Origin of the sequence: Brevibacillus nitrificans (genome assembly GCF_003710965.1) — a bacterium.
Classification (GTDB): Bacteria; Bacillota; Bacilli; order Brevibacillales; family Brevibacillaceae; genus Brevibacillus; species Brevibacillus centrosporus.
In genome coordinates, this window is sequence record NZ_RHHU01000003.1 from 1,310,093 (window position 1) to 1,329,185 (window position 19,093).

Here is a 19,093-nt window from a genome sequence, read left to right on the forward strand (position 1 = left end):
TCAAGTGTCCCTCCTTGAAGCGATTACGCCTTCGATTTTTCTTCTACGGTCAATGGCAGCTTCGTCTGTTCGATCAGCCCGTCAACCTCTCTGCGCAAGCCAAACCAGTTTTTGTTGGTATGTCCTGCCAGCATTACGTCATCCTCTTGGAACTGGACCCAAATCCGTCTATGTTGCCAGAAGAAGCCCATCGCTACCCCGATCATGAAAATAAAGGATCCAAAGTAGATCAACGGCACTGCTTTGTCCATCCGAACATTCAATCCCGTGATATCGATCAAATCAGGCTTACGGATGACCAAACCATATTGTGGATCGGACTTCTGCGTGATGACAGAGCCTTGCAGATACACCATCTTTTCACTGGTCTTTCCGTTGTCCGCAACGATCTCCAGAGCGACCATCGGATTTTTGGGCAGGTTGGTTTGCGTGGCTGGCTTACCGTCAGCCCCCATAATAAAATCGGGGAAGTAATCCAGTGTTCGAACTTTGATACCATTGCCTAGATCCTGTTCTTTGGGAGGGTCGTACAGATCGACCTTGATCAAGCCAAGTTCTTTATTCCCGTTCTTTTGATCGATGAGGTTGAAGTTAAGCGCTCCCAATTGCATTTCTTGTACACCTGATTGATAGAGGTAAAGACTCTCGTGCTCCATCGGATGATTCACGACGATCGGTCCGCTTTTTACTTCTATCAGGTCTGGCTTTGCTCCCGGCAAGTCCGCGTTTTTATTCAAGTACAGGATGGCATCTGTCTGAAAGCTCTTTGGAATGACCCCGCCTTTTAAATCCAGCTTCTCGGGCATTTCGCTCTCCGACCAGTATTCCGTGTGGTAGGAAACATTCTTGACGTAATAAGGCGTGTCCGGGATCGCAACGGTCTGCCCTTCGCGGACCCATACGTATTCGTCCATGAAAAAGCCGGGAATACTGCGCATCAAAACGCCAATCAAGAAAAGAATCAAACCAATGTGGTTAATGTAAGGCCCCCAACGGCTAAACCGGCCTTTTTCCGCCATCAGGGCTCGATCCGTGGAGAATATCCGATAGCCTTTTTTACGCAGCACTTGCGCGGCATTTGCCAGAAGCTCGTCCTGCTTGGCTCCTTCTGGCATCGGCCCTTCCGCAAACAGCTTTTGTCCCTTCAAAAAAGACTTATGCTGGTTGAGACGTGGTTTTTTCAACGCTTTGTACAGGGGAATGACCCGGTCAAGACTACAGATCACGAGGGATGTCCCCAGCATCACGAGAAGCGTTACAAACCACCAGGAAGAGTACAGATTGTGAAAGCCCAATTCATAGTAGATCGTACCCAGCTTCCCGTAGGTTTCCGTATAAAAACGGGCGACATCGGCCTCGGTGGGCACTGGTACAGGTATGTATTGCTGCTGCGGAAAAATGGTTCCTACAGCGGAGCCTATCAAAATGACAATAATGATACCGATTGCAATTTTGACAGAAGAAAACCAGTTCCAAACTCGATCAATTACTTTTTTCGTATACGTTTGTGAACGGCGCGCCATTCCTTCGTAGCGCATGTCCGGAAATGCTGTCTGCTCCTCGATCTCAATGTCCAGCGGCTTGCCGCAAGATTCGCAGAGCAGCGTCCCAATGGGATTGGTATGTCCACATTCACATTTTCGCTGATCCATTATTGAACCTCACTTACGGCAAGATTTTCGACACTTTTTGTGCAATCATAGCTTCGTTTAATTGACCGATAAAGATTTCTTCTACATCCCCGTCCGGCGAAATGAAAAATGTCGTCGGGATCGGTCCGATGCGATACAGCTTGGTAATCTGCGATTGACTGTCCAAGAGAATCGGGAAGTTAACACCGAACTGCTTCACGAAAGGCTCTACGGCAACCGTCGACTCTCCAATATTTACCCCCACTACGACAAGTCCTTTATCCTTGAACTGGTCGTATTGCTGCTGCAAGGCCGGCAATTCCTTTTTACAGGGCTCACACCAGGTCCCCCAGAAATTGAGGACGACTCCTTTGCCTTCCAGATCACTCAATGCCATATCTGGCCCGTTCAGCTGCTGCAGACTGAAATTTGGTGCAGCTTTCCCTACCTTAACAGCGTTCGGATCTTTAACGAAGCTGGAATAGAGAGCAAAGACAAGTGCCACGAGCAAGAGGCCCAATACGGCGACTCTTATGTATGTACGATTGCTTTTGTTCATGTTGCCCTAACTCCCATCTACCACTATTAGAATTGCAACGTTTTTCCTTTCTATTATAGCGTTCCTAGATTTTCCGGCAGCGCATAACTTATGAACACATTTTGAACGAATCAACGATTGCGCGCTCTGCTTTTCCGATTCTGTACGAGTCCTTGCTTCAGCTTTTCAACTTCCGCACTGGTCAGAGGACGATATTGTCCTGCCGAAAGTCCTTCCAGTGTCAAAAAACCGAGACGTATGCGTTCCAGGGCAAGGACGGGATGCCCGATCGCATCGCACATGCGCCTCACTTGTCTGTTGCGCCCTTCGTGAATGGTCAGCTCCACCAATGCCTTGTCTCTCGCTGGAGCCGTTTTCAGCAGCCTAGCCTCACCGGGCGATGTCATGCCATCTTCCAGCGAAATACCCGTTGCCAGCCTCTTCACTTTGTCGGGAGAAGGGACTCCCTTCACCCATGCACGGTAGACTTTATCAATCTCGTAGCTCGGATGAGCCAGCCTGTTGGCAAGCTCGCCATCGTTGGTAAGCAGCAGCAAGCCAGACGTATCATAGTCCAATCGTCCAACGGGATAGACCCGCTCTTTGATTCCTTTTAACAAGTCGGTAACAACCCGTCGTCCACGGGGATCGGATACGCTCGTAATGACGCCTGTGGGCTTGTGTAGCATCAGATAGACATGCTGCTCGGTTTGGATGGGTCTTCCATGCACCAAGATTTGATCAGCCTGCGGGTCTACTCTCGTACCCAATTCTCGTACCACCTTGCCATTTACCTGTACATGCCCTTGCACAATCAATTCTTCACAGTGACGACGAGAGGCGACTCCGGCGTGTGCCAATACTTTTTGTAATCGTTCCATTCATGGTTCACCTCTACAACATCATACCCATTCTTACCAGTGTGGACAAGAAAAAGGGAAAAACTTCCCCGAGGTGCGGAAGTTTTTCCCTGTCCATCCTATTTGGCTCATTATGAAAAAACGTACGTAACGATAAGTAGTGAAAAGATAACCCCAGCCAGATCCGACCACAGTCCGACCTTCAATGCGTAGGAAGAGTTGCGTATCCCCACGGCTCCGAAATAAACAGTCAGCACGTAAAGGGTCGTATCTGTACTGCCTTGCATGGTTGCAGCCAATCTCCCCAGGAAAGAATCCGGTCCGTGCTGAGCGATCAAATCAGTCGCGATGGCCAGCGAACCTGTACCTGTCAACGGTCTCAGCAAGGCCAGCGGGACCAGTTCTTCCGGAAAATGCAGCGTATCCAGCACGGGTCTCAATAGGCCAAGCAAAAGCTCGAGGGCACCGGATTCCCTGAACATCGTTACTGCGACCATCATCGCAATCAAGTGAGGGAGTATGCGAATCGTTGTCGTCAGGCCGCCTTTTGCCCCCTCGACAAACGTCTCATACACCGGAACCTGCTTGCGCCAGCCGTAAAGCAGCACAAAGGCGATCGTGACGGGGATAGCCCAAAGAGAAATCAGGGATACCCATTGGTACATGCGGTTTCCCCCTATCGGTAACGACGTACATGGCGATAACGATACCAGCGATCAATCAACAGAGCTACGATGGTAGCAGCAAAGGATGAAAGCAAGGTAGTCCCGACGATCTCTACCGGATTGACCGAGCCGTACTGCATGCGAATCGCGATCATGGTCGTCGGTATGATCGTGATGCTGGCCGTATTGATCGCTAAAAGCGTGCACATGGCCGGTGAGGCTACCTGCTTATCGCCATTGAGCTTTTGCAATTCTTCCATGGCTTTGAGACCCATCGGAGTTGCTGCATTTCCCAGTCCCAGCAAATTGGCGCTCATATTGGACAGAATGTAGCCAATTGCCGGATGCCCTTTGGGAACATCGGGAAACAGCAGCTGGATGAGAGGTGACAGAGCGCGTGCCAAAAGCTCCAGCAATCCGGATTTCTCCGCGATGCGCATCAGCCCCATCCAGAATGCAAGTATGCTCAAGAGGCCGAAGCATACGGTCACTCCTGTTTTCGCGCCTTCGAACGCAGCCTGGTTGATCAGCTCCATTCGTCCGTTAATCGCCGCTACGACGATACTGATGACAATCAGAGCCAGCCAGATGATGTTAAGCACTCCACAGCCCCCCCGCAGCGATCTCCCAGAACTGCTGCCAGAAGCTATGAGCCTCCGCTTTTGGAAGAGCTGATGTCGGTGTGTCCACACTCACGAGAAGAGGCACCTGGCCAATCATATCGTCTTTCAGGTAGATCTGCATGAACCCTACCAATTGGCCGTTCATTTTTCCATTGATGATCGACTCACCTAAAACAATTTTCTTATGGACTGCTTCTGCTTCCGTCTGCTGCAGCGGATAACGGAACGAATTCATCGTGACCAAATGAGTACCTGCTTCTAGCGTGACGGGTGTATCCGGCTTGACGGTTTCTTTTTGTCCTACGAGCTCTTTCACAGGAAAGTTCGCAAACCCCCAGTCGAGCAGCTTGGCTGAATCATTCCAGTCATCCGATGCATTCAAGGTAATGGTGGCGAGCTGTCGTCCCTCTCTCGTTGCAGAAGTAGCGAGGCAGCGCTTTGCCAGCTTTGTATAGCCTGTTTTTACGCCATCCGCACCGTTATATAGGTGCAGCATTTTATTTTTGTTGAGCAGTCTTCGATCCCACTGCTCGCCTTCCCACGAAATATCTTTTACTTTTGTAGAGACAATTTGCCGAAAAACGGGGTTTCGCAGCGCATAGGCAGAGAGCTTGACCATATCCTCCGCCGTGGAGTAGTGCATGTTGCTGTCATCCAGCCCATGCGGATTGGTAAAGTTGGAATGCTCCATCCCGATCAATGCCGCTTTTTCATTCATCATGTATACAAAGCCTGGCAAGGAGCCGCCCACTGCTGTCGCAATCGTCACAGCCGCATCGTTACCGGAGCGGAGCATCAACCCGTACAGCAGCTCTTCCAGCGTCAATTTTTCTCCACGCTTCAAATAGATCGAGGAGCCTTCGACACCAACCGCTTCCGGGGGAACCGTCACGACTTGATCCAGCTTGCCCGACTCGATCGCGACTATGGCGGTCATCGTTTTGGTCAGACTGGCAATCCTCATTTTCTTTGAGCCATTTTTCGAGTAAAGGATGCGACCGCTCGCAACGTCTATCAAGGCTGCGCTTTCCGCAGACAATCCGGGTGGAGACGCCGCTGCCTTCACCTCAGTAGCTGGCAGCAGAGCCTGTATAAAAAGAAAAACGACGAGCACGCCGGACAATAAATTTCGTACGTTCATAAACGTCCTCCCCATTACAAAGTACAGCGAAGCAAAGGTTTGTACCATGTATATGGGGACGAGTCATCTGTTAGTACGAAAAACTGTCCGGTGTGTCTAGTCGTTTGTCGTCTCTTCTGCTTTGCCGAAGAGAGCCGAGGCTTCCAAGCGAGCTTCCTCAATATCCAGATTGACCGGGGGTTCTGGCAGATCGCCTATTTCCCGCAAGCCAAAGTGTTCCAAAAAATCTTTGGTCGTCGCGTACAGGATCGGCCGCCCAATCCCTTCGGCTCGTCCCGCTTCGCGAATCAATTGCTTGGACAGCAGCGTATTCAATGCCTTCTCGCATTTCACACCCCGTATTTCTTCGATTTCCGAACGGGTCAGCGGCTGCTTGTACGCAATAATCGCCAACGTTTCGAGTGCTGCCTGCGATAGGGTCGATTGGCTAGGCGAACTGGCTAATCGCTCGAAATAAGGCACATGCTCAGGCAATGTCGTCAGCTGATAAGCCCGCGCGACCTCTACGATCTGAATCCCCCTGCCTGCCCGGCGGAAATCTGCTTTCATGTCTTCAATCAAGTCGATGACTTCTTCCTCCGATACCTCGGTAATCTCACTGATTTCCTTGGCATCGATGCCTTCATCGCCCGAAATGAACAACAAGCCCTCAATGACGCCTTTCAGCTTGTCATAGTCCATCCTCAGGGACTCCTTTCGTCGTGTTCTCACAAATCATGATGTCTTGAAACAACTGATTTTGAATGCACGTAATTTCTTTTGCTTTCATCAGCTCCAGGAGAGCCAAAAAGCTGGTCACAATCTCGGAACGAGTCGTTCCTCGGGAAAACAGCTGAGAAAAACGCACCATTCCTCCCCCAACCCGCACCAGCTGGCGAATTTCATGCATTCGATCTTTAATCGACACTTCGTCACGGGATACCCTGGTGATCGGCTGCTTGTCATTGACCTTCTTCACCAGCTTTTCCAGGGCGGAGATCAAGTCGTAGAGGGTCACGTCCTTGACGGTGTTCTCCTCTTCTTTCACATACGGTGCCAAATTCTCTGCAGGTCGAGTATATACCTGATTGCGTCCGATCTCCATTTCTCGCAGGCGCTCGGCGAGCATTTTATAGCGTTTATACTCCAACAGGCGCTGTACCAGCTCTTCCCTTGGGTCGATCTCTTCTATGTCCATATCGAGGTGCTGTTGAAAGACGTGCTCCTCTTTTTTCGGCAGCAGCATCTTGCTTTTGATCGAGAGGAGACTCGCCGCCATCACGACAAACTCGCTCGCGACATCCAGCTGCAGCTGCTGCATCGTATCAATCGTCGCCAGATACTGCTCGGTTATTTCCGCGATGGGAATGTCGTAAATGTCCACTTCGGCCTTGTCGATCAAATGGAGCAACAGGTCGAGCGGCCCCTCAAAGGAATCCAGTTTGATGCTGTAAGCCACGGTAGTCCCTCGTTTCCTTTATATGAACAGTGTAACGATCTGAACGGCTACTTTTTGCACCCAGAGGATCATAAAGCCCATCGGTATTCCGAAAATGGTAGAACTGACTCCTGGAATAAAAATAAGCAACAGCAGGATCCACGGTCCATACACTTCAAAATTGTAGTAGAATCGGTCCAAATGTCTAGGGGACAAGAAACGCAAAATTTTGTATCCATCTAAAGGCGGAATCGGCAGTAAGTTGAAAACAAACAAGGCGGCGTTGATCACAATACAAAACTCCATCGTGGTTTGAATCGCGAATGCCAATTTTTCATTCATTCCCACCAATGCGTCATTGTGGCCAACCACAATGTACAAGACGGAGAACAAGATGGCAAGCACCAGATTTACCAACGGCCCCGCAGCAGACACGTACACAATCCCCAGCCGTTTGTTTCCGCGAAAATGCAGCGGGTTGATCGGTACTGGCTTCGCCCATCCAAACGGTCCAAACAAAATCAGGATCAAGCCGAACGGATCGATATGGGGAATCGGATTTACGGTCAAGCGCCCCTCATCCTTGGCCGTGTTGTCACCCAGCTTCCAGGCCACAAAAGCATGTGCCCATTCATGCAAAGAGAAGGCGATGACGAACGCAATCATGCGGAACGGCACCGTCTTCCAATCAAAATGAAATAGATCCATTGGTTCCTCCTCAAAAAAATCGTCTATTTTCTAGCATACCAGTAGATGGATATGCTTACAAGCCTTCTCCCCCTAGCATTCACGTGTCCTTTCCCAAACAAAAAACACTGGCGAAATCCATCGCCAGTGTTTGGAGAGAAAGCCCTCTTATTCAGCAGATACTTTTACCGTACCCATTTTGTCGCCTTGCTTGATTGCATCCACGTGTTCCATACCGGAAGTAATTTTTCCGAATACAGTATGTACGCCATCCAGATGAGGGAAAGAATCGTAGCAGATGAAGAACTGGCTTCCGCCTGTGTCTTTACCAGCATGCGCCATAGAAAGAGCTCCACGCAGATGCTTGTGCGGGTTGCCTTTCGTTTCACATTTGATGGTGTATCCAGGGCCGCCTGTACCTGTTCCATAAGGGCATCCGCCTTGGGCTACGAAACCTGGGATAACACGGTGGAAAGACAAGCCGTTGTAGAAGCCTTCGTTAGCCAGTTTTTCAAAGTTGGCAACTGTGCCAGGAGCTTCCTGATCGTACAGCTCGAGCTCGATCACATTCCCATTTTCCATGGTGATTTGTGCTTTTTTCATATGTATAGCCTCCAGACCTGGTAAAGTTAACGTACCCATTTTACCATGCGTTTGGTGCGCCGTCCAATTTAACCCTGGGACGCAGTGTGCACATCATCCGCTGCACAATCCCACTCGTCCAAAAAGACGGTCCCCGGCAGCTCCTTCGCCAGCTTTTTTACAAAGGCTGCCCGCTCAGCAATCGCTTCCACATTCGCATAACAACCCGGTGTCAGACGTACGCCTGCCATGGACATGGAGAGTACGGAACCATCCCCCATCCGGCGTTTTTCATAGATATCGATGAAATACGGTGAAAACGCATTGATCAAAAAGCTGACCAATTCAGCGGCACAGCTCTCCTGCGTAATGACGATGAAATCATCTCCGCCAATATGACCCACGAAATCAGTCGCACTCCCATAGCACCTCACAGCTTCCTTTAAAAGATTTGCTGTACGCACGATGATCTGGTCTCCGACTTCAAAGCCGTACCGATCGTTGAACCATTTGAACCGATCCAGGTCGCAGTAGATGACGACTTGTGACTCTCTTTGCTTGATTCGCTTGTTTAGTTCCCGCTCGATCTGTATATTGCCTGGCAGACCTGTGAGCGGATTGGCAGAGCTGGCCATTTCCAGCTTGATCGAGGCCATTTTGTCCAGCAAGCTCTGGACCGTCACAATCCCCAGGTACTCCTTCTCCTCACCCGTAATGATCACCACGTCATAGAGATGGTGGGAATCTCGGGCCATCGCCTGCCTGGCTACTTCATCCAGCTTGTCATCGCGATCCACGGTGAGTGGATTTGCATTCATGACCTGTGAAACCGGGCGCTCGTAATACAGGGCGATACCGTACTGGCCCCCCAGGATTTGATACAGCTGAAAACGCATCACGAGGCCAATCGGCTTTCCCTTTTCCAGCACAACGACACTTTCGATCCGCTGGTTCTGTTCAAAGATTTCATGGACACGCCTTACTCTTTCCTGCTTATCCACACAGATCGTCTTCACGAGAATTTCCGACATGGCGGGGGTAAAGAGCAAAGGCTCATCTCGTCCGCTCGTTCGTTTTTCCTGCATGAATCGCAAGAAATTCAAGGCCTCGCCGCGGACATGCGTCATCCCTTTGTCTGGCCGCCCCAGATAGTAGCCCTGCCCATAGGCGACCCCTACTTCCATCAAGGTTTCCAGCTCTCTTTGCGTCTCGATGCCCTCTGCAATGATTTTGCACCCGACCTTGTTGGCAAATTGGACGAATGTCTCCAGCAATGCCTGTTTGATCGGATCGACATCCACATTGCGAATGAGGGACATGTCGAGCTTGATAAAATCCGGGTAAATCTCGGTGATCGATTCCAGACTGGAATACCCCGCTCCTGCATCGTCTACTGCGATCAGGTATCCTTTTTTCCGGTATTCTTCAATGATTTTGCGAAAAACCGCATAGTTGGAGATCGCGTGACGCTCGGTAATTTCCAGCACAATATTGTGAGGATTCAGTCCAAACTGCTCAATCTGGGAAAAGACCTCTCCCCGCAGCAGGTACGGATCGTCGATCGCACGCGGATCGAGATTGATAAACAGCTTCTGTGACGGCTTCAGATAGCGCAGCTGATCCATGGCTCGTTTCCGACAAATATGCTCCAATCGAAAAACCGAGTCCGTCTCCTCAGCATATTTGAACAGCATCGCTGGAGACTCGAAAAGACTGTCCACAGGCCCGCGTGCCAACGCTTCCCAGCCCAGCGTCTCTCCGTCCGGCAAATGAATGATGGGCATAAAGCGCATGCTGACATTTTCCTCTGCGAGCAGCTTGTGAAACTGTGTAACATTCGTATACGTTTCGGATGTGACTCCGTATTTTGCCATATGCACAGCACGCTTGACGGACGTGTACATTTCTTTGACAATATCTTCTCCCGGTATGTCCGCATAGCCTATATGGACACGCAGCGCTTCCCGATTGACAAAGCCTACATGACGATTCAGCTGCTTCTCCGCCTGCTCCTGAAAATGGATGGACAGCATCCGGCAATCCTCTTCATTCAGGCTCCCTTTAAAAGAAACATAAATGGCAAAATCATCGCCCCATAGCTTCTGGATCGCGAGGATTTTCCCTCTCATCTCAAACACCTGCCTAGATACAGGCGGCATAATCCTTTCAAATTGCTGCAGAACCCGTTTGGCTATCACATCGCCGTAACGATTCTCTACCTCAGTCAGCTTGACGATGTCTACATAAAACATGACGATACTGCGCCCTTTGTCAACTTCCTGACGAATGACTTGCTTCATCCATTGGCGCTTATCCAAAGAAAAAAAGGGGATGCGTCGAAAGTGCTGCTTCAGCGTCGACCACATGGTGAATCGTTCCTCCTCGCCACCCCCATTATGGCAGTCGCTTGTTAATTTCCTGTAAATGAGGGATGGAGGATTCATGAATAATGTTACTTCGGACCTAAAAAAGCCTCCCTGCATAGCCAGGGAGGCTCATTTCTCTTCCTCATTACCGCTGCAATTGAGCTCGTTTCGGCAGCAGGTCATGACCAACGACGTCTGCATAGCTCTCACGCTTGACCACCAGCTCGGATTCGCCTTCTTTTACGAATACCACTGCTGGGCGGGCGATGCGGTTGTAGTTGTTTGACATGGCATAGCCATAGGCACCTGTGCTCGGGACAGCCAAAATGTCTCCGGCAACCGCCGCAGGAAGCTTGACATCCCAAATCAGCATATCGCCGGATTCGCAGCATTTTCCCGCGATGGACACCACTTCTGTCGCGGCTTCATTCATTTTGTTCGCGATCGCCGCTTCATACTCCGCCTGGTACAAGGCTGGTCGGAGGTTATCCGTCATACCACCGTCTACGGCAATGTATTTACGGACATTCGGAATTTCTTTTTGGGAACCGATTCGGTACAGTGTCGTGCCTGCGTCGCCGACGATGCTGCGGCCTGGCTCGATCCACAGTTCAGGAAGCGGAATATGACGTGCGTTCAGCTCTGCTTTCACCGTGTCTGTGATTGCCTTGATGTACGTTTCGGCAGGCTGTGGTGTATCGCCGTCTACATAGCGGATACCAAAGCCACCTCCAACATTCAATACCTCAGGCAAGAATCCAAAGGAATCTTTTGCTGCACCCAGCAGTTCTGTGAGCTTTTGTACGGCAACGATAAAGCCGTCCGTCTCAAAAATTTGGGAGCCAATATGACTGTGAACACCGAGCAAATGCAGATGGTTGCTTTCATGAGCAAATTTCATTGCTTCCAGTGCTTGACCGTGTTTCACATCAAATCCAAATTTTGAATCAACCTGTCCCGTAGAGATGTACTCATGGGTATGAGCTTCCACACCAGGAGTCACGCGCAGCAAAACAGATACCTTTTCTCCGCGTTCTGCTGCCAAGTGGTCAAGCAGGTGCAGTTCGTAAAAATTATCGACGACGAAGCAACCGATTTTGGCATCGAGTGCCATTACGATTTCATCGAGAGATTTATTGTTTCCATGGAAATGGATACGCTCAACCGGGAAACCCGCTTGCAGAGCTGTATACAGCTCTCCCCCGGATACCACATCGAGAGACAAGCCTTCCTCTTCCACCAATTTGCACATGGCCATTGTACAGAAAGCCTTGCTGGCATAAGCTACCTGAAAAGCAAAGCCAGATTTACGGAACGCCTCAACATAATCACGGCACTTGCTGCGAATCTGTGCTTCATCGTATACATAGAGTGGTGTTCCGTATTGTGCTGCCAATTGTGTTGTGTCACAGCCGCCAATTTCCAGGTTCCCCTGCTCGTTTACTCGACTTGTCCCGTGTAAAAACATGTGTCTTTCCTCCCCAATTCTTCTGCGACGAATCTCTCCTATAGAGAAAGGCAACCGACAAGAGTGTCAGTTGCCGAACATACCAGGCTCCGTAAGGCTTCCCATCCAAATGTACTACATGGACGTTCATTTGACAATGGGTGTTCACTGCCGTTTTCAGAATATTATTGCCTGGAACTATTTTGCGATCGGACGATGCTTGGCCGGTTGTTCTTGCTCGGAACCGCGATCCGAATCATGATGTCTTTGAATCCTTTGTAGTTGAACGGGATGAATGGCCACAAATACGGCGTGTTCAAAGAGCGCGTACCTGCCAGGCAGATCAAAACTGCCAGTAACCCGATCATGAGTCCTGGGGTCGAGAAGAAGCCTACCATCAAAACCAAGAAGATCCGTACCAAACGGTTGGCCAGACTCAATTCATAGCTGGGAGTTGCAAACATCCCGATAGCGGCAACCGCTAGATAGAGGATGACTTCTGGAGCAAACAATCCAACCTTGATCGCTACATCCCCCACTAGAATAGCCGCCAAGAGTCCCATCGCCACTGACAAGGGAGCTGGAGTATGGATGGCCGCCATCCTCATCAAATCAAGCCCGATCTCCGCCATCATAAATTGCGCCAATAACGGGATGCTCCCTTTGTCTTTGATCCCTATAAAATGGAGCTGATCTGGAATCATGGACGGATGCATAACCAACAGCAGCCAGACCGGTAGAATGAAAAGAGAAGCAAAGATACCAAAAAAGCGAACCCATCGCAGGTAAGCTCCCACAACTGGTGTTTGCCGATATTCTTCCGCATGCTGAACATGATGAAAGTAAGTCGCCGGAGTGATCATCACACTAGGTGAGTTATCGACGTAAATGAGGACGTGTCCCTCCAATAAATGAACGGCTGCCACATCCGGCCTCTCCGTATACCGGACCATGGGGAACGGATTGAACGTCTTCCCGATAATGAATTCCTCGACCGTCTTCTCGGCCATCGGGATCCCGTCGATTTGAATGTTTTGCAGTCGCTCCTTCAGGGTGTCTACGAGCTTCGGATTCGCAACATCCTGCAGATACGCCACCGCTACATCCGTCTTGGTGCGCTCCCCAATTTGCATAATTTCAAAGCGAAGTCTCTCATCCCGTATTCTCCGCCGAGTAAGCACGGTATTCATAACCAACGCTTCCGTAAAGCCGTCATGCGCCCCCCGTACGATCCGCTCGGTATCAGGCTCCTGAGGAGAGCGAACGGGCAGCACTTTCGCATCCATGATAATCGCATCGGAGGAATGATCAATGATCAATCCAATCTGGCCAACCAGCAGCTTGTCCATGAACTCATCCGTTTTGCTTACTTTTTCCAGCTGAAAAAAAGGAATGTACTTGTAAAACAGATGGTCAAAAATATTGGTCTGAACTTCTCTGCTCCGCAAATCGTTTAGGTCTCGCATAATTTGAGTGATCAAATGGCTGTCTGCGAACCCATTTATGTAATAAAGAACGACTTGGGTGCCTCCGATAAAAAATTCGTGTGCACCGATGTCAAAGCTGGTTCCAATGCCAAGCCGATCATTCAAATAGGCTTTGTTCTCATCGATCCTCTCTGAGATGGGACGACGCTTCTCCGTTACTTGGGTCATGAACTTTGCTCCTTTCCAAAATCCATTGCACGGCTATTCTGGTGATCGGGCATCCTCTACTCAGGCTGTCCTTGCCTTCCATCTTTCCGATGTCTCCGATGCCAATTACATTTTGGATCTGAAGAGAGTTCAGAATATCTACGGTATCCCCATAGATTCGATGCTTCAATTCCTGATCCGCATAGCCATCCTTATCTACAGCTTCTTCCACGATCTGTCCGTGATTGTCGACGGAATAGGCGACTGTCGCCCCTTGTACAGAGCGCGTATTGGAAGCCACAGCGATCGCACCGATCACCTCAATATCCGGATGCTTGGCCACATACTCGATGGCCTGCTCTCCTCGCCCCTGCCCAAAGTCTCCATTGTCATCAAACATGACGATGACGGGGTCGTGCGGAGTCATTTTAATCAGCTCAACCATTTGCTTACCACGAAGCGGTGTCGGGTTGCCGGAAGAAAGAGAAATGCATCGGCCTCCCAGTTCTCTGGCTACCGTTTCAACTACCTTTTGCGCGACGTGGTCCCCGTCTGTCACCAGGATTACCTTTCGTGGCTCTTGATCCATCCTCTTTCACCGCCTCTACCTGCGAAACTCGGTTATCCTTTTGGCTTGAATACGAGTGAAGCTAAAAAGCCGAAAGCAATCGCCGCCGAGATCCCTGCACTGGTCACTTCAAAAATCCCCGTCGCGACCCCAATCAGACCGTGCCGTTCAGCTTCGCCAATCGCCCCGTGGTAGAGAGAATGCCCAAAGCTCGTGATCGGGACCGTTGCACCCGCCCCGGCGAAGTCAATAAACTTGTCGTAGACCCCTATGAAATCAAGGACGACACCCGTCACGACCAACGTACTCATCACGTGTGCAGGAGTCAGCTTGGCAACGTCCATAAGCAGCTGACCGACTACGCAAACGAGACCTCCAATGACAAACGCAATCACGTATTCCATCATATGCCTCCTTCGAGTGCTACCGCATGAGCGATACACGGAATGGAATGTCCCTGCTGATAGCTGACCGGACTCAATAACGCACCGGTTGCGCAAACCAATACTTTCTTTAGCAGCCCTTTTTGCAGCTGATCCATGATGTAGCTGTACGTAACCACAGCACTGCTCGCGCAACCACTCGCGCCAGCGAAGACGTCCTGGTCAGGAGAGAACACCATCAAACCGCAGTCGTTGTAGACAGGCTCCATGTTGTATCCGTCTTTGAGCATCAGCTCCTTCACGATCGGATACCCCACGGAAGCAAGATCTCCCGTTACGATGAGATCGTAGGTCTGAGGAGATCGACCCGTGTCCTGAAAATGTGTCTGCAAGGTAGACACAGCAGCCGGAGCCATCGCCGAACCCATGTCAAATGGATCTTTAATCCCCATATCGATGACCTTTCCCATCGTGGCATAGGTGATGCGCGGTCCATTGCCGCCTATGCCGACGAGACCTGCTCCCGAGCCCGTCACCGTCCACTGTGCCGTGGGCGGCTTTTGACCACCGTATTCCGTTGGATAGCGGTACTGCCTCTCTGCTGTCGCATTGTGGCTGCTGCAGGCTGCGATAGCCTTGCTTGCGTAGCCTGCGTTGACCAGTGCGGCTGCATTGGATAAAGTCAGCATCGAAGTCGAGCAGGCACCATACATCCCGAGCAAAGGTATCGCCAGCTTTTCCGCCGTGAAGTTGGTCGTGATATTTTGATTGAGCAAATCCCCTGCGAGAATGACATCTACGTCCTTTTCCGTGATCTTGGCTTTTTGCAGGACCATCGTCACGGCATCCTCCATCAGCTGCTTTTCCGCGTCCTCCCACGTCTGCTGACCGGCGTACATATCGTCGTGTATTTTGTCAAACAAAGCAGCCAGCGGTCCCTCCCCTTCTTTGGGACCTACCGCCACTGCTGATGCCTGCAAGCGAACATCCTGTGCGAAATGCCATGTTTGCCGATTGATACGGGACACTTGCTTCTTGCTATCCACCGCGTTCCCTCCCTCAGAAGATCATTTTGAACAAGGTTTTGATAATACCGGCGATGAATGCGGCCACCACTCCGAAAACAATGACGGACCCGGCGAGCTTGAACATGTTGCCGCCGACACCGAGCACCAAGCCTTCGCTACGGTGCTCAATGGCTGCCGCTGCGATCGAGTTGGCAAAGCCGGTTACAGGAACGGCAGAGCCTGCGCCTGCGTATTGACCGATGTTGTCATAAACCCCAAACCCGGTAAGCAAAACCGAGATAAAAATGAGCGTCGCCACGGTCGGATTGCTTGCCGTTTTTTCCGTAAAGCCGAAAAAGTGAATGTACATATTTTGCAGGATTTGCCCGAACAGACATATGGCTCCCCCCACCCAAAAAGCGCGGATGGAATTTAACAGCACGTTTCGCTTCGGCTGGTATTTGGAAGCCTGCTGCTGATATAGCTGTTTGGTCATTTGCATGGACCCGATAGGTTTGGACTTTGTTTTGGTCGCCACATTTTTCACTCCTTTGTTCACTATGATTCATTGCCCAAAATGTCAACTGTACCTATATCCTTCCTTTTTCAAAAGATGCCTATGAATAGAGGTATTTACCAGTTCACAAGTGAAGGAACCATTGCAAAAGCGAGCCTGTCACTTTGCCAAATACGACTGCCATCAGCAGGTAGAGCAGCTTGCCATCCATATGTAAACGCTTGGCGAGGATCGGAAATACGTTCAGTACCTCGGTCAGGCCAGCTGCCAAAGTGCCGACAAAGATACCTGCAAATATCCCGTAAATCGACGATACGAACAAAGGAAGTCTCGCACCCCAATGAAAAAAATCAACGAGCGTGAAAAAGAGAGCTCCCATGACTAAGGACCACTCGAATGCGCGAATATAGCGGTGAGCATTTGTGAGCTGCGTCAAGCGCGGTATGATATCCAGCACAGTAATAAACGCTACCAAACCGCTGCCGACAGCAAGACCGCCACCCAGCCCGATGAGCACCAGCAGCACCGTGATCCAGACACTCATGTCTTGGTCCGCTGATTTTCCTTGTTCTCGTGCTGGAGGTAGTATTGATCGAGGCTTTGTTGATACATGAACAGCTCGACTTCAAGCGGGCTTGGCTCTTCGTTGATTTTCTTCTTGAAAATGTGGTTAAAAAACAGGATCATCCCCATGCCGATGCCGATCGAATACGGAATCTGCAGCCAGAGTGGCTGTTTGCTCTCCAAGCCCGTAATCAGCGTATAGATTCGCTGATGGACCTGAAGCATGCTCACGTCGGTATGAAAATTCATGATCGCCAAACCGGATCCGACGAACAGGAGAATCCATACCAGGACTACGAGCACCGGATTGGCATTCTTTCGAGGGTTGAGTACCTCCACAATAAGCTGCGGCGCTCCCTGAATATCCAGCTCTACCTCCGGATAGGCAGAACGCAGCCGCTGGATGACTTGCATGATATCAATAATGATCAGGTTGCCATCCTCTGGCTTCACCCGGTAGATCGGCATGCGCTTGATTGCCTCTTCCCTTTCTCCATTCCAGTAAATCTGACAGACATCACCCATCGTGATCAGCGCCTCGGGTTTAACTGCCAAGCGCTTGCGCAGCCGTAAAAACATCGGCTCTTTCAAAATAACCCCCTCCTTCTTGCTCCCTCTCTTGTATTCGCTAGTATGTGTCCCTCCCCAAATGCCATACCCCTAATCGAAACCGTAAGTCTACTCGTTTCTTTGTGCACATCAAAAAACACCAAAGCAGATTCGCTCTGGTGTTCCTGTGCCGCCTATTTCGTAGTTCATCAATGCTCGATCTGATCTTTGATCGTCTGCAAAATCCTCTTCTCCAAACGCGATACCTGAACTTGCGAAATACCAAGCCTCTCTGCCACTTCTGACTGCGTCTGATCTTTGTAATAGCGCAGATAGACAATGAGCTGCTCGCGCTCACTCAAGCGGCTGATCGCATCCTTTAGGGCGATTTTCTCAAACCACTTGTTTACGCCTTCATCCGCAATCTGATCGATCAAGGTGATCGGATCTCCGTCGTTTTCAAAGACGGTTTCGTGAATGGAAGACGGGGCTCTGCTCGCTTCCTGAGCAAAGACCACTTCCTCCGGCGTAATTCCCACAGCATCCGCTACCTCGGCGATCGTGGGGGCACGGCCAAATTGCTTGTACAGCTCATCTTTTGCTCGTCTTACCTTGTTCGCTGTTTCCTTCAACGATCGACTCACCTTGACAGTTCCGTCATCGCGTAAAAACCGCTGGATCTCCCCAATGATCATGGGAACAGCATACGTCGAGAAACGCACGTCATAGGAAAGATCAAACTTGTCGACGGCTTTGAGCAAACCGATACAACCGATCTGAAACAAGTCATCTGCTTCATAGCCACGGTTTATAAAACGTTGGACGACGGACCAGACCAGCCGGATGTTGCTGTTCACAAGAAGCTCACGTGCGTCAGCATCACCGTCCTGGCTCTTGGCGATTAACTCTTTCACTTGGTCATTGGTCAGAAATGGTTGACTCGCATTTTTGATATCAGCACCCATTTGGCACTACCCCTAATTTTGCAAGGCTTTGGCAAACGACAGGCGTTTGGTTAGGCGAACTGTCGTCCCTTTACCGACGGAAGTCGCCACTTCCAAAGAATCCATGAAATTCTCCATAATGGTGAAACCCATTCCAGAACGCTCCAGCTCCGGTTTGGTTGTATACAATGGCTGCATGGCTTGCTCCACGTCTTCGATCCCTTTTCCCTTGTCTTCCACGACGATGTCGATGGTTCCCTCGTCAATTTGCACGGAGATATGTACCACACCCTCTGGATTTTCGTCGTACCCGTGGATAATCGCATTGGTCACCGCTTCAGAAATCACCGTCTTGATCTCCTCCAGCTCGTCCATTGTAATGTCCAGCTGAGAAATGAACGAGGCGACCGCTACACGGGCAAACGCTTCATTTTGACTTAACGCTGCGAACGACACGGACATAAAATTTCGTTGTGCCATCATTTACGCCACCCCCAGGACGAGCAGAGCATCTGCTTCGTTTTCACGAAACTTAATCACTTTGAATAAGCCAGACATCTCACAAATCCGGTAAATCGTAGGGTTGATGGAGGTCACATACATGTCCCCCGAGCGTGCGGATATTTGCTTGTATCTGCCTAAAATGACTCCGATGCCTGAACTGTCCATAAACGTTAATTCAGCCAAGCTCAAAACAATATGGCGAATATGGGGGGCGCGCAAAATTTCATCCACCTTACCGCGCAGCTCTTCTGCCGTATGATGGTCCAGCTCTCCCTGCAAACGGATTACCAGCACATCCTGCTTGGTCTCCATCGCGATGCGCAAACTCATAGCTGACTCACTCCTTCATCCCGTAATGAAAGTCTCTTTCTTCTTCGTCTTAACCAATTCCTGCCAGTCGACAAAAGAACAAAAAAATCGAGCAGCCACCGTATTCCATTCGAGGCAACTCGATTCTTTTCGCGTT

22 protein-coding genes are annotated in these 19,093 nt (G+C 50.2%); all 22 read right to left on the reverse strand.

From position 1 onward, the window contains the following. Positions 1-23: 23 nt before the first annotated feature. Complete coding sequence (gene resB, locus EDM59_RS08070; protein WP_122923102.1) at positions 24-1,652, reverse strand: cytochrome c biogenesis protein ResB; 1,629 nt, start codon at positions 1,650-1,652, stop codon at positions 24-26. Positions 1,653-1,665: 13 nt separating this feature from the next. Then, positions 1,666-2,190: a thiol-disulfide oxidoreductase ResA gene (gene resA / locus EDM59_RS08075; protein WP_122923103.1), complete on the reverse strand. Its 525-nt coding sequence runs from the start codon at positions 2,188-2,190 to the stop codon at positions 1,666-1,668. Positions 2,191-2,300: 110 nt separating this feature from the next. Continuing rightward, on the reverse strand, positions 2,301-3,050 hold the full coding sequence (locus EDM59_RS08080) for a pseudouridine synthase (protein ID WP_122923104.1): 750 nt from the start codon (positions 3,048-3,050) through the stop codon (positions 2,301-2,303). 110 nt (positions 3,051-3,160) lie between these two features. Beyond that, positions 3,161-3,694 carry a spore maturation protein gene (locus EDM59_RS08085; protein WP_122923105.1) on the reverse strand — a complete coding sequence of 178 codons (534 nt, stop codon included), beginning with the start codon at positions 3,692-3,694 and terminating at the stop codon, positions 3,161-3,163. Positions 3,695-3,705: 11 nt separating this feature from the next. Beyond that, positions 3,706-4,296: a nucleoside recognition domain-containing protein gene (locus EDM59_RS08090; protein ID WP_122923106.1), complete on the reverse strand. Its 591-nt coding sequence runs from the start codon at positions 4,294-4,296 to the stop codon at positions 3,706-3,708. Continuing rightward, positions 4,289-5,458: a D-alanyl-D-alanine carboxypeptidase family protein gene (locus EDM59_RS08095; RefSeq protein WP_122923107.1), complete on the reverse strand. Its 1,170-nt coding sequence runs from the start codon at positions 5,456-5,458 to the stop codon at positions 4,289-4,291. The genes EDM59_RS08090 and EDM59_RS08095 overlap by 8 nt, the downstream gene beginning before the upstream one ends. Positions 5,459-5,554: 96 nt before the next feature. Then, complete coding sequence (scpB, locus tag EDM59_RS08100; RefSeq protein ID WP_092271994.1) at positions 5,555-6,139, reverse strand: SMC-Scp complex subunit ScpB; 585 nt, start codon at positions 6,137-6,139, stop codon at positions 5,555-5,557. Continuing rightward, a complete protein-coding gene (locus tag EDM59_RS08105; RefSeq protein WP_122923108.1) occupies positions 6,129-6,896 on the reverse strand; it encodes a segregation and condensation protein A in 768 nt (255 codons plus the stop codon). The genes scpB and EDM59_RS08105 overlap by 11 nt, the downstream gene beginning before the upstream one ends. An 18-nt stretch (positions 6,897-6,914) precedes the next feature. After that, on the reverse strand, positions 6,915-7,583 hold the full coding sequence (locus tag EDM59_RS08110) for a site-2 protease family protein (protein WP_092271987.1): 669 nt from the start codon (positions 7,581-7,583) through the stop codon (positions 6,915-6,917). A gap of 147 nt (positions 7,584-7,730) precedes the next feature. Beyond that, complete coding sequence (locus EDM59_RS08115; protein ID WP_092271984.1) at positions 7,731-8,165, reverse strand: peptidylprolyl isomerase; 435 nt, start codon at positions 8,163-8,165, stop codon at positions 7,731-7,733. A 68-nt stretch (positions 8,166-8,233) separates the two neighbouring features. Next, a complete protein-coding gene (locus EDM59_RS08120; RefSeq protein ID WP_122923109.1) occupies positions 8,234-10,510 on the reverse strand; it encodes a GGDEF domain-containing protein in 2,277 nt (758 codons plus the stop codon). 145 nt (positions 10,511-10,655) lie between these two features. Then, positions 10,656-11,978, reverse strand: a complete 1,323-nt coding sequence (gene lysA / locus EDM59_RS08125; RefSeq protein ID WP_092268196.1) for a diaminopimelate decarboxylase — start codon at positions 11,976-11,978, stop codon at positions 10,656-10,658. A 164-nt stretch (positions 11,979-12,142) separates the two neighbouring features. Beyond that, entirely contained in the window at positions 12,143-13,612 is a 1,470-nt protein-coding gene (locus EDM59_RS08130) for a spore germination protein (RefSeq protein WP_122923110.1), read from the reverse strand. Then, positions 13,563-14,180, reverse strand: a complete 618-nt coding sequence (gene spoVAEA, locus EDM59_RS08135) for a stage V sporulation protein SpoVABEA (protein WP_122923111.1) — start codon at positions 14,178-14,180, stop codon at positions 13,563-13,565. The genes EDM59_RS08130 and spoVAEA overlap by 50 nt, the downstream gene beginning before the upstream one ends. Positions 14,181-14,212: 32 nt before the next feature. Then, positions 14,213-14,563, reverse strand: coding sequence for a stage V sporulation protein AE (spoVAE, locus tag EDM59_RS08140; protein WP_122923112.1), 351 nt, complete (start codon positions 14,561-14,563; stop codon positions 14,213-14,215). Beyond that, positions 14,563-15,588, reverse strand: a complete 1,026-nt coding sequence (gene spoVAD / locus EDM59_RS08145) for a stage V sporulation protein AD (protein WP_122923113.1) — start codon at positions 15,586-15,588, stop codon at positions 14,563-14,565. Before spoVAD ends, spoVAE begins: the two co-directional genes overlap by 1 nt. Positions 15,589-15,601: 13 nt before the next feature. Continuing rightward, positions 15,602-16,087, reverse strand: a complete 486-nt coding sequence (gene spoVAC / locus EDM59_RS08150; RefSeq protein WP_122923114.1) for a stage V sporulation protein AC — start codon at positions 16,085-16,087, stop codon at positions 15,602-15,604. 103 nt (positions 16,088-16,190) lie between these two features. Then, positions 16,191-16,610 (reverse strand): stage V sporulation protein AB, encoded by a 420-nt coding sequence (locus tag EDM59_RS08155; RefSeq protein WP_122923115.1) that lies wholly within the window; start codon positions 16,608-16,610, stop codon positions 16,191-16,193. Further along, entirely contained in the window at positions 16,607-17,221 is a 615-nt protein-coding gene (locus EDM59_RS08160; protein ID WP_092268189.1) for a stage V sporulation protein AA, read from the reverse strand. Before EDM59_RS08160 ends, EDM59_RS08155 begins: the two co-directional genes overlap by 4 nt. Positions 17,222-17,388: 167 nt before the next feature. Next, positions 17,389-18,144, reverse strand: a complete 756-nt coding sequence (gene sigF, locus EDM59_RS08165) for an RNA polymerase sporulation sigma factor SigF (protein ID WP_122923116.1) — start codon at positions 18,142-18,144, stop codon at positions 17,389-17,391. 12 nt (positions 18,145-18,156) lie between these two features. Further along, entirely contained in the window at positions 18,157-18,606 is a 450-nt protein-coding gene (spoIIAB, locus tag EDM59_RS08170) for an anti-sigma F factor (protein WP_092268184.1), read from the reverse strand. Beyond that, positions 18,607-18,957 (reverse strand): anti-sigma F factor antagonist, encoded by a 351-nt coding sequence (gene spoIIAA, locus EDM59_RS08175; RefSeq protein ID WP_122923117.1) that lies wholly within the window; start codon positions 18,955-18,957, stop codon positions 18,607-18,609. Positions 18,958-19,093: the final 136 nt, after the last annotated feature.

Coding starts and splice junctions, on each gene's coding strand:
- resA (WP_122923103.1), bottom strand. CDS start 2,190: ATGAACAAAAGCAATCGTACATACATAAGAGTCGCCGTATTGGGCCTC.
- sigF (WP_122923116.1), bottom strand. CDS start 18,144: ATGGGTGCTGATATCAAAAATGCGAGTCAACCATTTCTGACCAATGAC.
- spoVAEA (WP_122923111.1), bottom strand. CDS start 14,180: ATGGATCAAGAGCCACGAAAGGTAATCCTGGTGACAGACGGGGACCAC.
- EDM59_RS08085 (WP_122923105.1), bottom strand. CDS start 3,694: ATGTACCAATGGGTATCCCTGATTTCTCTTTGGGCTATCCCCGTCACG.
- EDM59_RS08155 (WP_122923115.1), bottom strand. CDS start 16,610: ATGAGTGTCTGGATCACGGTGCTGCTGGTGCTCATCGGGCTGGGTGGC.
- EDM59_RS08080 (WP_122923104.1), bottom strand. CDS start 3,050: ATGGAACGATTACAAAAAGTATTGGCACACGCCGGAGTCGCCTCTCGT.
- EDM59_RS08110 (WP_092271987.1), bottom strand. CDS start 7,583: ATGGATCTATTTCATTTTGATTGGAAGACGGTGCCGTTCCGCATGATT.
- spoIIAB (WP_092268184.1), bottom strand. CDS start 18,606: ATGATGGCACAACGAAATTTTATGTCCGTGTCGTTCGCAGCGTTAAGT.
- EDM59_RS08130 (WP_122923110.1), bottom strand. CDS start 13,612: ATGACCCAAGTAACGGAGAAGCGTCGTCCCATCTCAGAGAGGATCGAT.
- resB (WP_122923102.1), bottom strand. CDS start 1,652: ATGGATCAGCGAAAATGTGAATGTGGACATACCAATCCCATTGGGACG.
- spoIIAA (WP_122923117.1), bottom strand. CDS start 18,957: ATGAGTTTGCGCATCGCGATGGAGACCAAGCAGGATGTGCTGGTAATC.
- EDM59_RS08120 (WP_122923109.1), bottom strand. CDS start 10,510: ATGTGGTCGACGCTGAAGCAGCACTTTCGACGCATCCCCTTTTTTTCT.
- spoVAE (WP_122923112.1), bottom strand. CDS start 14,563: ATGGAATACGTGATTGCGTTTGTCATTGGAGGTCTCGTTTGCGTAGTC.
- lysA (WP_092268196.1), bottom strand. CDS start 11,978: ATGTTTTTACACGGGACAAGTCGAGTAAACGAGCAGGGGAACCTGGAA.
- scpB (WP_092271994.1), bottom strand. CDS start 6,139: ATGGACTATGACAAGCTGAAAGGCGTCATTGAGGGCTTGTTGTTCATT.
- EDM59_RS08095 (WP_122923107.1), bottom strand. CDS start 5,458: ATGAACGTACGAAATTTATTGTCCGGCGTGCTCGTCGTTTTTCTTTTT.
- EDM59_RS08115 (WP_092271984.1), bottom strand. CDS start 8,165: ATGAAAAAAGCACAAATCACCATGGAAAATGGGAATGTGATCGAGCTC.